General features: G+C 62.6%; 13 protein-coding genes. 7 read left to right on the forward strand and 6 right to left on the reverse strand.

From position 1 onward, the window contains the following. Position 1: 1 nt before the first annotated feature. Complete coding sequence (locus G6N55_RS27215; RefSeq protein ID WP_085221373.1) at positions 2-751, reverse strand: enoyl-CoA hydratase; 750 nt, start codon at positions 749-751, stop codon at positions 2-4. Positions 752-1,011: 260 nt separating this feature from the next. Between G6N55_RS27215 and G6N55_RS27220 the strand changes: the two genes are divergently transcribed. From G6N55_RS27220 to G6N55_RS27250, 7 genes are all read left to right on the forward strand, one after another. Next, entirely contained in the window at positions 1,012-1,635 is a 624-nt protein-coding gene (locus G6N55_RS27220) for a cytochrome c oxidase subunit 3 family protein (protein ID WP_085221374.1), read from the forward strand. A 2-nt stretch (positions 1,636-1,637) separates the two neighbouring features. Then, on the forward strand, positions 1,638-1,913 hold the full coding sequence (locus G6N55_RS27225) for a cytochrome C oxidase subunit IV family protein (RefSeq protein ID WP_085221710.1): 276 nt from the start codon (positions 1,638-1,640) through the stop codon (positions 1,911-1,913). Between the two features lie 86 nt (positions 1,914-1,999). Next, positions 2,000-2,662, forward strand: a complete 663-nt coding sequence (locus tag G6N55_RS27230) for a TetR/AcrR family transcriptional regulator (protein WP_232078846.1) — start codon at positions 2,000-2,002, stop codon at positions 2,660-2,662. Positions 2,663-2,941: 279 nt separating this feature from the next. Then, positions 2,942-4,897, forward strand: a complete 1,956-nt coding sequence (locus tag G6N55_RS27235; protein WP_085221376.1) for a flavin-containing monooxygenase — start codon at positions 2,942-2,944, stop codon at positions 4,895-4,897. 32 nt (positions 4,898-4,929) lie between these two features. Further along, entirely contained in the window at positions 4,930-6,102 is a 1,173-nt protein-coding gene (locus tag G6N55_RS27240; RefSeq protein ID WP_085221377.1) for an acyl-CoA dehydrogenase family protein, read from the forward strand. A gap of 222 nt (positions 6,103-6,324) precedes the next feature. Then, positions 6,325-7,101 (forward strand): hypothetical protein, encoded by a 777-nt coding sequence (locus tag G6N55_RS27245; RefSeq protein ID WP_139826750.1) that lies wholly within the window; start codon positions 6,325-6,327, stop codon positions 7,099-7,101. A gap of 137 nt (positions 7,102-7,238) precedes the next feature. Continuing rightward, positions 7,239-8,438 (forward strand): phosphotransferase, encoded by a 1,200-nt coding sequence (locus tag G6N55_RS27250; RefSeq protein WP_085221379.1) that lies wholly within the window; start codon positions 7,239-7,241, stop codon positions 8,436-8,438. Between the two features lie 52 nt (positions 8,439-8,490). Here the strand turns inward: G6N55_RS27250 and G6N55_RS27255 are convergent, their stop codons facing one another. The 5 genes from G6N55_RS27255 to G6N55_RS27275 all read right to left on the reverse strand — a co-directional run bounded on the left by G6N55_RS27255 (position 8,491) and on the right by G6N55_RS27275 (position 13,982). Further along, on the reverse strand, positions 8,491-9,633 hold the full coding sequence (locus G6N55_RS27255; protein ID WP_085221380.1) for a CaiB/BaiF CoA transferase family protein: 1,143 nt from the start codon (positions 9,631-9,633) through the stop codon (positions 8,491-8,493). Beyond that, positions 9,630-11,195 carry an aldehyde dehydrogenase family protein gene (locus tag G6N55_RS27260; RefSeq protein WP_179968103.1) on the reverse strand — a complete coding sequence of 522 codons (1,566 nt, stop codon included), beginning with the start codon at positions 11,193-11,195 and terminating at the stop codon, positions 9,630-9,632. Before G6N55_RS27260 ends, G6N55_RS27255 begins: the two co-directional genes overlap by 4 nt. 2 nt (positions 11,196-11,197) lie before the next feature. Next, on the reverse strand, positions 11,198-11,392 hold the full coding sequence (locus G6N55_RS27265; protein ID WP_085221382.1) for a ferredoxin: 195 nt from the start codon (positions 11,390-11,392) through the stop codon (positions 11,198-11,200). 19 nt (positions 11,393-11,411) lie between these two features. Next, positions 11,412-12,650, reverse strand: a complete 1,239-nt coding sequence (locus tag G6N55_RS27270; protein WP_085221383.1) for a cytochrome P450 — start codon at positions 12,648-12,650, stop codon at positions 11,412-11,414. A gap of 168 nt (positions 12,651-12,818) precedes the next feature. Next, positions 12,819-13,982: an acyl-CoA dehydrogenase family protein gene (locus tag G6N55_RS27275; RefSeq protein ID WP_085221384.1), complete on the reverse strand. Its 1,164-nt coding sequence runs from the start codon at positions 13,980-13,982 to the stop codon at positions 12,819-12,821. Positions 13,983-14,232 lie beyond the last annotated feature (250 nt).

Genomic DNA, 14,232 nt, shown 5'->3' on the forward strand with positions numbered 1-14,232 from the left:
ACTACTTGCGGCGTGCCGCGGCGAGGCGTTCCGCGAACTCCGGTGCCTGGATCGAGGTGGCCTGTGGGCCCAACTCGACGGCAACGGCCGCCACGTGCAGCTCGTTGTCCAGGCTGCCCGGGCTGTAGGTCGCCCGCATCGTGGACTTCGTCGCGATCACGACCTCCCGCGGCGCCGATGCCGGACCGGCGGCCAGCTCTCGGGCCGCAGCCACGGGATCATCGGCGACTTTGAGCGCCAGGCCGTGGCTGACCGAGGCATCGGCGTCAAAACGCAGTCCGAACAGCAGCGCGGCGCGGGCCACCTGAGGTCCGACAGCGCGCTGCAACATCCACGTCATGCCTCCGCCGGGGTGGATGCCGAGCTTTTGGAATCGCGCGTCGAACAGCGCTGCCGGCCCAGAGATCCGCACGTCACAGGCCAGTGCCAGGTTGAGCCCGGCGCCAACAGCGGGCCCATTGACCGCCGCCACCGTCGGCAGCGTGCAGTCGGCTACCGCGAGGAAGCCGTCATAGAGGCGCCGCAATCCATCCTCGGCGGCCGAGCCGAGAGCGGACAGGTCCGCGCCCGCGCAGAACGCCTTGCCTGCACCGGTGACGACCACGGCGTGCACGTTCGGATCGTTTTGCGCGGTGTTGACCGCACTGCGCAAACCAGCGGAGATGTCGTCCGTCACCGCGTTGCGCCGGTCTGGGTCGTTGACGGTAATCAAGGCGACACCGCTGTCGACCTCAAGCAGGACGCGATCCACGTCAATCCGTTCCTTTCTCGGCCGCGGCCGCGGCTGGATAGTGGGGGAGCAGCGATCACTCGGAACGTTTTGCGCCGCGCGGTTTCGCGGGAACGAACACTCATCGTCACGCTACGAGATCGGGTGCAACAAAATCAATTCTGATGTGAGTGATCGTTCATGGCAGTAGAGTTCGTTGACGAACGGGCTGCTGGTTGCCTACTATTGAGACGCATTATCTCAAAGATGAGCTTGTTGCACTGACAGCAAAGGATGTGTAAGTGACCGATGTGATCGGGGTGGCGCGGTCCGCCGACGACGCCGACCGTAGCCGGTCACAGACCCCCGAACGTCATGTGCCGGGCGAGCCGGGGATCTGGGTGCTGCTCTTCGGCGACATGATGGTGTTCACGGTCTTGTTCGCGGTGTATCTGCACCAGCGGGCCGGTAAGCCGGGGTTGTTCGCGGAGTCCCAGGGGGCACTCAACCGCTCGCTGGGTGCGACGAACACCCTCGTGCTGCTGACGAGTTCGATTCTCGTGGTGTTCGCCACCCGCGCCTTGCGTCGTCCCGAACAGCGCCACCTGGCGCGACCACTGACCCTGGCCGGCGCGCTGGTGGGCTCGTGCTTCGTGGGGATCAAAGCCTTTGAGTATCACGAAAAGGTAGCGGCCGGGATCACCCCGAGCACCAACGAATTCTTCATGTACTACTTCGTGCTGACCGGACTGCATCTGGCGCACGTGATCATCGGGCTGATCGTTCTGACGGTCCTGTCGACCTTGGCCCGCAAGCCGGAGCCGACCAAAACACATATGGCCTTCTTTGAGGGTGGCGCGTGCTTTTGGCATATGGTCGATCTGCTGTGGATCGTCATTTTCCCTTTGATCTTCCTGGTGAGGTGAACGTGAATTCGGTGGTACGGACCAACGCCTCGCTTGTCTGGTTTGTGCTGTGCGCGCTGACTGTCGTGTCGTGGGCATTGGGCACTGACCACGGATTCGGCGAGGGACATCATCTGCCGGCAAGCCTGGCAATTTTCGTTGTCGCGATCTTCAAGGTCCGCCTGGTCGGCCTCTATTTCATGGAGCTGAAGATGGCTCCGCGCCCGCTGCGCGGCCTTTTTGAGGGTTATTGCGTGGCGCTGTTAGGGCTGCTGACAGGCATGTTCGTCTTCGCCTGATGTCGCCGTGAGCTCGACATTCCACATTGTGCGACATGTAGCCTCTAAACTAGGCACAACTGTAAGGGAGTTCAGTGCCGAAAAATGTGAACGGTAGGACCAACGGCCGCCCACGCGGGCGACCGCGCCTGACCATCGACCGGGACGCCGTCGCGGACGCGGTGGCAGAGCTGTTCCATTCGGGCGGGTACGAGGCGGTTTCCATCGTTGACACCGCGGAGAAATTGTCGGTATCCCGCGCGACGCTGTACCGAACCGTCCCGACCAAGCAGGATCTGCTCGGCATACTCTTCGAGCGCAGTACCCGCGAGATCACCGAGCGAGTCGAAGCCGCGATCCGCAATATTGCCGATCCCGGCGAGCGGCTCAAAGAGATGGTCCGGCTGCAGTCCGAAGCGGCGGTGCAAATGCGCAGCTATATGCCTGTTTTCTTCGACGGCGGTGACCTACCCAACGATGTCGTCCAGCGTTGGCACAAATGGAGCCGGCAATTCGAGAAGCTGTGGGTTTCGGTGGTCGCCGACAATATGGAGGCCGGCAATATCGAAAAAGGCGATCTTGTCGTCACCACCCGATTGATCCTCGGGATGATCCTTTGGGTATCGCGGTGGTATCGCCCCAAGGAAAAGATCACCGCAGATGAGATCGCGGACCACGCAATTGGGCTGCTGCGGTTGGGGTATGTGCCCGCGGAGAACGGTAGTCGCAAGTCCGCGGCGCCGCGGCGCCGGCGCACCACGGCCCGCTAGTCGACGACAGTGCGCACGGTCGTTCTCTGGGGACTGAGTTCATACTCGTAGCTCCCCGATCTGATCTTGCAGTTCAGGGTGCTTTTTGGCCGGCAATGACGATGTTGTCGGCGAACGGGCTCTCGCACGATGATTCGACAGCAGATGTTGCGCCGACCGCGATATTTGTCCTATATTGAGACGCGATAGTTCAAAAAGAGACGACACTGCCACGAGAGGTTTCGCCGTCGGGCGTTGACCGGTTGTCGTGACGCAGAAGTCGGAGGCGGAGGAACGTTCATGACCACTGCCGTGTCGGTGCCCTGGGAGAGAATTCCAAACTGGGTTGAGAAGCTTCGGGTAGCGCTGGAAGATGCCAATCTTCCTACGCTGCTGCTTGTCTTACAGCATCTCACCGGTGACGGAAAGTGGACCAGCCCGCCATTTCGGCCCCTGCGCGGAAAGCCGTTGGACGACAACGACTCCGGCGGTTTATCTCCTGAAATTCAGGCAGAGGTGCGGGCTTCGGCGCTAGAGGCAGTCGTCGCGTACTACGAAGGCCGTCTTGAACCAGTGACCCCGTCCCCGGATGAGGTGACGCGCATGCTCGGCTGCGCGATGGTCGAGGAGGTGCCCCTTGAGTACGGCGAACTCCTCTCGGAGGAAATGGATTTCATCTCACGCGACATCGAGATACCCGCCGAGTCAATCCCCAGCGACTTTCGGGTTGCCATCATCGGAGCGGGCTTGTCCGGCATCTGCATGGCGATCAAACTCGCGGCTGCCGGGGTCGACTTCGTCGTCCTGGAGAAAGACGCCGACCTGGGCGGCACCTGGCTGGAGAACGTCTACCCCGGTTGTGGTGTGGACACCCCCGGCCACCTCTACGCGTTCTCGTTCGCGCCGAACCCGGATATCACCACCTACTTCGCCAAGCGCGACGAGGTGCAGGCCTACATCCAGCGCGTCGCGGCCGAAGCCGATGTCAAGCGGCGCATCCGATTCAGCACCGAGGTGGTGCGCGCACACTTCGAAACCGCCAATGCGACATGGCAGATCGAGATCAAGACCCCCGACGGCGACACCGAGACGCTCGCGGCCAACGTGTTGGTCACTGCCGTAGGCATGGTGAACCGGCCCTCGATTCCGCCCATCGCCGGGCTGGACGATTTCCCCGGGCCGGTGATGCACACCGCGGCATGGGACACCTCGGTCGACCTGACCGACAAGCGCGTCGCCGTGATCGGGAATGGCGCTAGTGCAATGCAAGTGGTGCCATCCATCGTCGATACAGCGCGTCATGTGACCGTCTTCCAGCGGTCGAAGCAGTGGGCCATCCCGCACCCCAACTACCATCGCGCGGTCAAAGAGTCCGTCCGCTTCCTGATGAACGAGGTGCCCTTCTACATCCAATGGTATCGGCTCCGGTCGTTCTGGAACTTCAGTGACAGGCTGCATTCGGCGCTGCGGATCGATCCGGACTGGCCCCATCCGGAGCGCGCAGTCAACGAGGCCAACGATCGCCACCGGATATTTCTCACCAAATACATCACCGAACAGCTCGGCGATCGGACCGATCTGATCGACGCCTGCCTGCCGGACTATCCGCCCTACGGCAAGCGTCCGTTGATCGATAACCGCTGGTACAAGACGATGTGCCGCGACGATGTCACGCTGGTCACCGAGGCGGTGGAGCGGGTCGACGGCGAGAATGTGGTGACTCGCTCGGGGGTTGAAGTGCCATCCGATGTGATCGTCTTGGCCACCGGCTTCAAGGTGCTGCAGTTCCTCTGGCCCATGGACATCATCGGAAATTCCGGCGAGACGCTGCGGGATCAGTGGGGTGCCAATGATGCCCGCGCTTACCTCGGGGTGACCGTTCCGGATTTCCCGAATTTCTTCATCGTCAACGGCCCGAACACGAATGCCGGACACGGCGGCAGCGCGATACACGCAACCGAATTTCAGGTCCGCTACATCATGCAGGCGATTCGTCATCTGCTGGTCAACGAGATTGCCACCGTCGAGGTGGACCGCGGCGTGTTCGAACGGTACAACCAAGAGCTCGACGAAGCGTTGTCGCACTGCATCTGGTCGCACAAGGGGATGACGACCTATTATCGCAATGACGCCGGACGCATCGTGGTCACCGGTCCGTGGAAGTACATCGAATACTGGGACCGGATAAACGAATTCGACGCGAACGATTACCACGAAGTGACAGCCTCCTCGGAGGCCGCCGAACTGTTCGCGTAGACGCCGCTTTCGGCGAAGAGGATTGAAGGTCAATGACTGCTGACACGGGCACCATGTTCACCACCGAACGAGAAGAGCAGGCGATTCGCGACGCGGTCGGCGGAATCGCCGGCTCGTACGGGCCTGCCTACTACCAACAGCAGGTCGACGACGGCGCCAACTGCGCCGAACTCTGGGATGCATTGGGCGCCAAGGGATATCTCGGCGTGCATCTGCCCGAGGAATACGGTGGCGGGGGACTGGGGCTGCGCGAGCTGGCGATTGTCGTTCAGGAAACCGCTCTTGCTGGCTGCCCGTTGCAGGCGATGCTCTTCTCGGCGGGAGTCACCGGGACCATTTTGAGTCGCAGTGCCACCGAAGAGCAGAAGTCGCGATGGCTGCCCGGGGTGGCCACCGGCGAAACGCGGTTGGCGTTCGCGATCACCGAGCCCGATGCCGGAGCCAACGCCCACCGGATCTCCACCGTGGCCAGCCGCCGAGGCGAGCACTACGTCATCAACGGCCAGAAGGTTTTCATCACCGGCATGGAGTCGGCACAGTGGGTGATGGTCGTGGCACGCACCGGCGTCGATGAACGCAGCGGCCGTGGGCGTCTGTCGGTCTTCATGGTCGAAGCCGACACGCCCGGTCTGTCGTGGACGCCCATCCGGACGGTTATGAACCAGCCGGACAAAAGCCATCAAGTGTTCTTCGACAGTGTCCAAGTTCCGGTCGAAAACTTAGTTGGGTCCGAAAACAAAGGGCTGGCAGTCGCTTTCACCGGACTCAACACCGAACGGATCTTGACGAGTTCGATCTGTACTGGGATCGGGCACTATGCCCTGCACAGGGCGGTCGCCTACGCCAACCGGCGGCGGGTGTGGGATCAGCCGATCGGCGCGCATCAGGCGGTCGCTCATCCGCTCGCCGCCGCGCACATCCACCTGCAAGCCGCGCAGTTGGTGGCCAACCGCGCCTGTGAACTCTACGATTCCGGTGCCGAGGTCGGTGAATTGGCCAATATGGCCAAATACCTCGGCGCCGCGGCCGGTTTGGAGGCCCTCGATGCGGCGGTTTCCGTGCACGGCGGCAATGGTGTGACCTATGAGTACCAGCTCGCGCCGTACTTCTGGCTGGTGCGCATGCTCAATATGGGACCGGTCTCGAAGGAGATGATCCTCAACTTCGTTGCCGAGCATTCTCTCGGGTTGCCCCGATCCTACTGATCGACGGTGGGGATACGCCCCGTCGCAGTGCCGAATTGAACGTTGTATCCGGCGGCAGAACTTGTCGTGATCCACTGATCGTTCTGCCAGGATCCGCTTTTGACGTCTTGCTCTATCGAAAGTGTCACTTCTGATCTAAGCTAGTGGCACTCATTAATGGAGTCCGTTTGAAGCCTCGAATTGGCCGATGGCCTGGCGCGAGACAGGGAGGATTCGAAGGTTATGACGGCGGCAGAACTGCGCGGGACCGCGCTTCCGGAGTCACCACACACTGGCTGGCTTGCGTCTTTCCGTATTGACACGGTGGTCATGAGACTGTTCGTCTGGTCCGGTTTGGTTCTGGTATTGATGACCGTTGTCGGCTTCGGGTGGTTGATGCATATGGTTCCGCCGCCATCGCCGAGCAATACCAAACAGGAAACGCTCAAGTTGGTGAGCGAGTATCAGACTTCGATACTCATCGGCGCGGCACTGGTGACCTTCTTCTGGTCCTTCTGGGTGACGTGGGCCGCACCGATTATTCTCTATATCCGTCGTATGGAGCGGGTGCCGCTACTCACGTTCGCAGCTCTGGCCAACGTCGGCGGCGGAGCGGCCGTGATTACGACTATCGCGGTGGCGTGGACGGTGATGGCGTTCCGTGCCGAGGACGCGGCTATCGTTCAAGCGTTCAACGATCTCGGGTTCTTTCTGTTCCTGTACACCTGGCCGCCGTTCGGCATCCTGATGGTCATCATCGCTATCGCAATCTTTCGCGATGTGAACCCGGAACCGACGTTTCCCCGCTGGGTGGCGTTCTACAACATCTATGCCGCGATGGGCATGGCGCCGGCCAGCTTCATGGGTCTGTTCAAGACGGGTCCGCTTGCGTACAACGGCATCTTGGCGTTTTGGGTTGTAGCGGTCGACTTCTTCGTCTGGATGGTGGTCATGTCGATGGTGGTGATGAAACTCATCGCCAAAGACGAGCGGAGGCTACTGGACTTGAATCTGGCCTAGCCCGGGACCCTTGGCTCTTGCATCAGGCTGGACTGGTTCAGCACGGGAATAACCTCATTTATGAGACAATAAATATCTAAAATAACGTTCCTGGGGACTACGTTCGTAGGGCAGCGCAATTGACAGGAGCCAACACCATGTCGGCATCGAGCAACCTCCGGCCCGCAAACTACAAGTTGTGGCTTGCCAAGCGGGCCTTGTCAATCGGTGCGCAGATGATCGGCGAACGATTCCGGCCACCGGAGTTGCGCTCGCGTGCCGACGTCCCACGCAACGGGACCGAACTCAATGAACAGTGGTTGACCGACGTGCTCTGCCACGAGCATCCAGGTGCGCGTGTCACGTCATACGCGACGCCGGGAGGCAGCGTCGGCACATCCACCCGAACCGCACTGCGCGTGACCTACAACGCGGCGGGACAGGACGCCGGCTTGCCGACAATGCTGTTCACCAAAACAACGGCGCAATTGAGCCAGCGTCTCGTGCTCGGCGCCGCCGAGGTCCTTCACGGCGAGACCAACTTCTATCAGAAGTTTCGGCCCGCGGTCACGATGGAAGCTCCCAAAGGATATTGGGGCGGTGTAGACGAGTCTTCATGGCGTTCAATGATTCTCATGGAAGACGTCGCTGTCACCAAGGGCGCGCAATTCATCCGGCCGACCACACCACTGACGCGTGGCCAGGTCGAGGACGTGCTGCTCAACATGGCCGCCTACCACGGCGTCTGGTGGGAGGCACCCGAGTTGAAGATTCTGAAGAACCCGACCGACCACTTCAACAACGTCGCACAGTTCATAGACTTCGAACGTCGTTGCGCTGTCGGCATGGAGCGTGCAAAAAGCGTCATTCCCGCGCAGTTGTATGGTCAGGCTGACCGACTGTGGAGAGGTACCAAGAAGAGCCTGGAGATCTTGACGGAGGTCCTGCCGCCAACGCTATTGCATGGCGATAGTCACGCCGGCCAGACATACATCACCGGCAACGGCCGGATGGGTCTCGGCGACTGGCAGGCCACAATGCAGGGGGGCTGGGCCTACGACTACGCATACTTTGTCAGCTCGGCGTGTGAGCCTGACGATCGCCGCAAGTGGGAGAGGGATCTGCTCGAACTCTACTTGGAAGGGCTCGATGGTGCGGGCGGAAAAGCGCCCGGCTTCGATGAAGCCTGGCTGCGTTACCGGCAGTGTCTCTTCTACCCGTATTCCGCGTGGGCGTTCACCATTGGGCGGGCGTTCTACCAGCCAAAGATGCAGCCCGTGGACGTCTGTCTGACAATCATTGAGCGGATTGCTACCGCGATCGACGATCTCGACAGCTTCGAAGCGCTCGGCATCTGACTCATCGATTGGGGGCGCACCAGCCAGAAGTGCTCGGCAGGTCGCCCCGCCGCTACAGACCGCCGCCTTGCGGGGCGACACCGTCCTCGGCAATCATCCAGTCGCGCAACACATCCGCCGTGTCGGCACCGACAGGGGGAGGCGGCGTCGGACGTCGCGGAACTGTTCTGCTGAACCGGGGGGCGGGCGCCGGTTGAGTCACGCCGCCGACTTCGATGAACGTGTCCCGCGCGGCCAGGTGCGGATGGCCGGCGGCCTCGGTCAGTGACAACACGGGCGCCACGCAGGCGTCCGTGCCCTCGAACACCGCCACCCACTCCTCCTGGGTCCGGGTCGCGAATGCTTGTGCGATCGCCTCGCGTAATTGGGGCCACGTCGAGGGGTCGTCGCGCCCGGCGAGGTCGTCCGAAATCCCCAGCAGCTGGGTGAATTCGGCGTAGAACTTGGACTCCAACGCGCCGACGGCCATCCACCGGTCGTCGGCGGTGCGGTAGGTGTCGTACCAGGGCACGCCGGTGTCGAGGAAGTTGTGCCCCCGCCGATCGACCCACTGCCCGGCGGCCATGAGTCCGTGTAGGAGCGCGGTCAGCGAGCTCGCGCCGTCGACGATCGCCGCGTCGACGATCTGACCGCGGCCGGAGCGGCCGGCTTCCCACACTGCGGCGAGTACGCCGATGACGAGAAACGTTGATCCACCACCGAAGTCACCGACCAGGTTCACCGGTGGTACCGGCGCTTCGCCGGCACGACCCACCGATCCCAGCGCCCCGGTGATCGCGATGTACCCGATGTCGTGGCCGGCGGCCGACGCCAACGGACCCGACTGACCCCAGCCGGTCATGCGTCCGTACACCAGTCGCGGGTTGACGTTCCAGCAGTCGGCCGGACCCAGTCCGAGGCGTTCTGTGACGCCCGGCCGGAAACCTTCCAGCAGCACGTCGGCCTGGGCGGCCAGCGCCAACACGGTGCGCACGCCTTCTGGCTCACGCAGGTCTACTACTATCGATCGGCGGTTGCGCCGCAACACATCCTGTTCGGGGGGAACCGTGCTGGCGGGAGGCCCCGGACGCTCGACACGCACGACGTCGGCGCCCAGATCGGCCAGCAGCATTGCCGCATAAGGCCCGGGACCGATTCCGGCGAGCTCAATGATCTTGAGCCCAGCGAGCGGGCCTGTGGTTGGGGTCTCCGTCACGACTTCGGCCGCAGCCCCAGTCGACGACGCCAGTCGTGCATCTCGACCAGCCGCAGCACTGCGCTGACGATCCGCGCCTTGCGCGATGAGTAAGGGTACCAATGTGTTTCGGTGGGTATGCTGACCTTCTCACTGACCACCGCTTGTGTGCGACAGTATTTCCGAATGCCGTCGGCTCCGCCCATCCGGTGACCGAGGCCGGATTCCTTCCAGCCGCCCATCGGCAGCGGAAATTGGAATACATGGATCATGGCGTTGTTGATGTTGACCCCGCCGGCTTCGATGCGCCGGCTGACTCGTTCGGCGCGATCCTGGCTTGCCGTCCAAATACTGGCACCCAGGCCGTACGTGGTGTCGTTGGCCATGGTGATGGCCTCGTCTTCGCTCGAGACCTTCATGATCGGCAGCAGCGGCCCAAACGTTTCCTCGCGCATGCAGGCCATGGTGTGGTCGACATCCACCAACACGGTCGGCGGGTAGAACAGGCCGCGCTCGGCTCGCTTTCCGCCGGTGAGGACGCGCGCCCCGCGGTCCACCGCATCCTTGACGTGGCGCTCGACGATCGCCATCTGGGCTTCGTTGGCCAATGCGCCGATATCGGCGGAGAAGCTGCCGGCCGCGTCGTGGCCTTGGCGGAGCTTGTTGACCTCTTCGACGAGCCGAGTGGTGAATTCGTCGTACAGCGGCGCCTCGACATAGATCCGTTCGATGGCAACGCAGGACTGACCCGAGTTGAACAGTCCACCCCAAATCGCCCCGCGAATGGTCCGCGGCAACGGTGCATCGGACAGCACGATCATTGCGTCCTTGCCGCCCAGTTCAAGGCTGACCGGGATCAGTCGCTCGGCGCAGCGGATGCCGACCTGGCGGCCGGTCTTGGTGGATCCGGTGAACTGCACCATGTCGACGGCGTCCACAACCGCCCTGCCGGTTTCGCCTCGGCCCGTCACGCAACCCAGCACCGGAGGCGCACCGATCTCGCTCCAGCCACGCACGACCTCGGCCCAGCCCAGCGGGGTTTCCTCGGACGGTTTGGTGAGCACGGCCGCCCCGGCCATCAACGCTTGTGGCACGTCGAGCATCGGCATTCCCAGCGGATAGTTCCAGGGGCAGATCACGCCGACGAGTTCGTAAGGGCGGTAACGGATGCGGAGGCCCTTGGTCGCCGAGGCAGGTCCGTGCGGGCGACGGGTTTCGTCGGCGAGGAACTCTTCGCCGTGCTTGGTGTAGTAGTTGATGACCTCCATGCACACCAGCAGCTCGATCTGGGCATCGCCCCAGGATTTTCCGGCCTCGCGGTGAACCAGGCCCAGAATGCGGTCCTGATTGTCGACGATCCAATCCAGCCAGCGCCGCAGATACACCGCACGGCCGCGCGGGCCGAGCGCCTCCCACGCCGGCTGCGCCGATCGCAGGTCGCGGGCGAGCTGCGCCACCTCGTCGGCCGGCACGTTCGGAACCACTCCGGCGACCGAACCGTCAGCGGGGTTGTGTACCTCGACCACCGAAGCGTCGGCGGACTTGGTAGGCCGGCTTTTCGGTGGGGTCTTCGCAGTAGTCAACGTCAGTCCTCTATACGAATCGCAGCAACTGGACACATCATTGCGGCTTCCTCAACCGCCTTGCGTCGATCTTCGCCGGGCTGAGCGTCGAGCACCGTTACCCATTCTTTGTCGTCTTCGATTTCGAACACGTCGGGTGCGGCGATCGTGCACTCCCCGTGCAGTTCGCAGCGATCGGTGTCGACGATGACCTTCATTGCGCGTCAGTCCCGTTGCTCAGGCGGGGGTGACGGTGACAGGCAGCTCGTACACGCCCCGTGAATAGGCGTCGCGGATGTAGCTGATGTCACCGGCGGGGGTGATGTCCTTGGTGCGTCGCAACAGCTCTTCCATCAGGATCTTCATCTCCAGCCCCGCGACGTGCTTGCCCAGGCACTGGTGTGGGCCGCGGCCGAAGCTGACGTGCGGGTTCTTCTCGCGGGACAGGTCGAAGGCGTTCGGATTGTCGAAGGCGCGCTCGTCGAAATTGCCCGCGGCGAACAGCATCAGGACGATATCGCCTTCTTTGATCTGTTGACCGTGCAACTCGTGATCGGCGGTGGCGGTGCGCACCAGGTGCGTGAACGGGGTTGCGATGCGCACGATTTCCTGGATCGCGGTGCCTGGGATGTCGTTGGCGTGCTCGCGCAGCCAGGCCATCTGTTGCGGGTTGCGCATCAGCTCGTGCATGCCGTGGCTCAGCGCGGTGCGGGTGCTCTCGGCGGCTCCGGAGGCCAGTAACGCCACGTTGCCCATCAGCTCGTCCTCGGAAATGACGTCAGCCCCGGCCTGAACCAGTTGCGTGATCACGTCGTCGCCGGGTTCGTTGCGCTTGACCTCACCCAGCTCTACCGCGTAGCCGAGCAGGGCGAAGATGGCCTGCATCACGTACTCGAACGAGGGGGTGATGCGGGTATCGAATGGCGCCGCGAACGTGTCGACCCAGGCGAAGAACTTCTCCCGGTCGCCGCTGGGGACGCCCAACACGTCACCGAGAGCCTCCATCGGCATCGCGTGACCGATGTCGGTGACGAAGTTGAAAGTGCCTTTTTCCAGTGCCGCGTCGACGATGTTGACGGCGTACTCGCGAAACTTGTCCTCGAGCTTCTTGACCATCCCGGGCGTGAACGCCTTGCTCATCACTCCACGCTGGGTGCGGTGCTTGGCGCCGTCCATGGTCAGCATCGCCGGCTTGCCCCCGACCTTGGGGTCGAGCGGGGTCACCTTCCACATGTTCACCCCGCCGCGGTCGGCGGCGTACAGCTCGGAATTTCGGTCGACTGCCCAGATGTCGTCGTGGCGGCTCACGATCCAGGCGCGGTCGATGAGCATCGGGTCGTTGAATTCGTGCAAGTAGCAGGGTGCCTCATCGCGCAGGTAGGCGTACTGGTCCAACGGCAGCCCGAACGTCGTTGGGTCGCCGTTGGCGTAAGTGTCGGCGTCCAGAACGCGGATGTCGGGTTTTGCCGTCGTCATCTATCGACTCCTAATCGAGAAACACAAAGAGGCTTCGGGGGCACTCGGGCCGATCCGCCCCCTACGGATTATGAGTTAAGCAGTCTCAATTATGGTTTGTGGGTACGGAACGTGTCAAGCGTCATAGTCGCTCCATAACGTGTCGGGTGTCATATGCGAAAGGCCAGGTCAGCGCGGTGGGCGCAGGCCGAATGTGGACGAGATGATGTCGCGCTGGATCTCGTTGGTTCCCGCGTAGATCGTGGGCGCGATACTGAGCCTCAGGTGTCGCTCCATGTCGAATTCGGTGCTGTAGCCGTAGCCTCCCATCATCTGAACGCCTTCTAGCGCAACCTTTTTAGCGGTTTCGGTCACTTTGACTTTGGACATCGACGTCGCCCGGACCCACTCCTCGGGGGTGCCGATCTGGTGCTCGATGTGTTGCACGGTTGCATAGGTGAGTGCTCGTGCTGATTCGATTTCGATGGCCAGGTCGGCGATGCGATGCCGCAGCGCTTGGAACGACCCGATCGGGACGCCGAACTGTTCGCGCTCGGTGACGTAGGCCAGCAAGTCGTCGAAGGCCCGCTGCGCCATGCCGAGGCCCTGTGCCGCGCAGACCAGCCGCTCGCCGTTCAGTCCGGCCATGATCTGCTTCCACGCATTGCCCTCGGTGCCCACCACCGCCGATTCGGGTACGAAGACGTCGGTGAAAAACAGGTCATTGACCTCGCTGCCGCCCATCGTCGAGATTGGCCGGATCTGTAGGCCCTCCGTGTCGGCAGGCACTTCGAGCAGCGTCAGGCCGTCGTGCGGCCGGACACCCCGCGAGCTGCGCACGACCACCAGGATCGTGGTCGCGAACTGTGCGTCGGAGCACCAGGTCTTCTGCCCCCGCACCCGCCAGCCGCCGTCAACCTTCTCGGCCTTGCAGCTGACGCCGGCCGCATCCGATCCGGCGCCCGGTTCGGAGATGCTGATCGACATCACCTTGCCCGAGCAGATGGCGCCCAGTGCGGCCTTCTTTTGCTCCTCGGTGGCAAACCGCTTGTAGATGCCGGCGACGGTATGGGAGCTGCCGGCTCCGTGGACCGGCGCCAGGCCCCGCCAAAGCTGCTCGAACAAGATGACCTGTTCAGTCAGTCCACCCCCGCTGCCGCCGTATTCTTCGGGAATCGAAACTCCGAGATAGCCTGTCTCCGCGAGCTTTTGGTACAGACCAGCGTGGTGTTGTTCGGCGCCGTTATCGGTCAACGCATCGCGCTGCTCGCGGGTGCCGCATTCCTTGCGACAAAAGTCGCGCACGGCAATGGCGAAGTCCCGTTGCTCGTCGGTGAGTCCCACCGCGTCCATCTCAGCTCCTTTGCAGAACGACCGCTCGCGTCGAAGAAGGTTAGCGTCGTCCGGGACTTGTCGTCACCATGGTTCGATTCGCTTCGAATGGTAGGCGGGGGTTTTTGACCGGTCAACACCGCCATCATCAGGCATTGCTACGGCTTCGACAGTTCGTGGGGTCGCCCTCGCCCGGTCGGCATCACGGCCGTACGGAGGTTCTCGGTTCGGCGGCTGAGATAACGGTCGTTTACGATGGTTGAATACCACT

Source organism: Mycobacterium florentinum (assembly GCF_010730355.1).
GTDB lineage: Bacteria > Actinomycetota > Actinomycetes > Mycobacteriales > Mycobacteriaceae > Mycobacterium > Mycobacterium florentinum.

What these genes read in the sequence shown, in the direction of transcription:
- G6N55_RS27235 (WP_085221376.1), top strand. Translation starts at nt 2,942, where the DNA reads ATGACCACTGCCGTGTCGGTGCCCTGGGAGAGAATTCCAAACTGGGTT.
- G6N55_RS27240 (WP_085221377.1), top strand. Translation starts at nt 4,930, where the DNA reads ATGACTGCTGACACGGGCACCATGTTCACCACCGAACGAGAAGAGCAG.
- G6N55_RS27245 (WP_139826750.1), top strand. Translation starts at nt 6,325, where the DNA reads ATGACGGCGGCAGAACTGCGCGGGACCGCGCTTCCGGAGTCACCACAC.
- G6N55_RS27250 (WP_085221379.1), top strand. Translation starts at nt 7,239, where the DNA reads ATGTCGGCATCGAGCAACCTCCGGCCCGCAAACTACAAGTTGTGGCTT.
- G6N55_RS27265 (WP_085221382.1), bottom strand. Translation starts at nt 11,392, where the DNA reads ATGAAGGTCATCGTCGACACCGATCGCTGCGAACTGCACGGGGAGTGC.
- G6N55_RS27270 (WP_085221383.1), bottom strand. Translation starts at nt 12,650, where the DNA reads ATGACGACGGCAAAACCCGACATCCGCGTTCTGGACGCCGACACTTAC.
- G6N55_RS27275 (WP_085221384.1), bottom strand. Translation starts at nt 13,982, where the DNA reads ATGGACGCGGTGGGACTCACCGACGAGCAACGGGACTTCGCCATTGCC.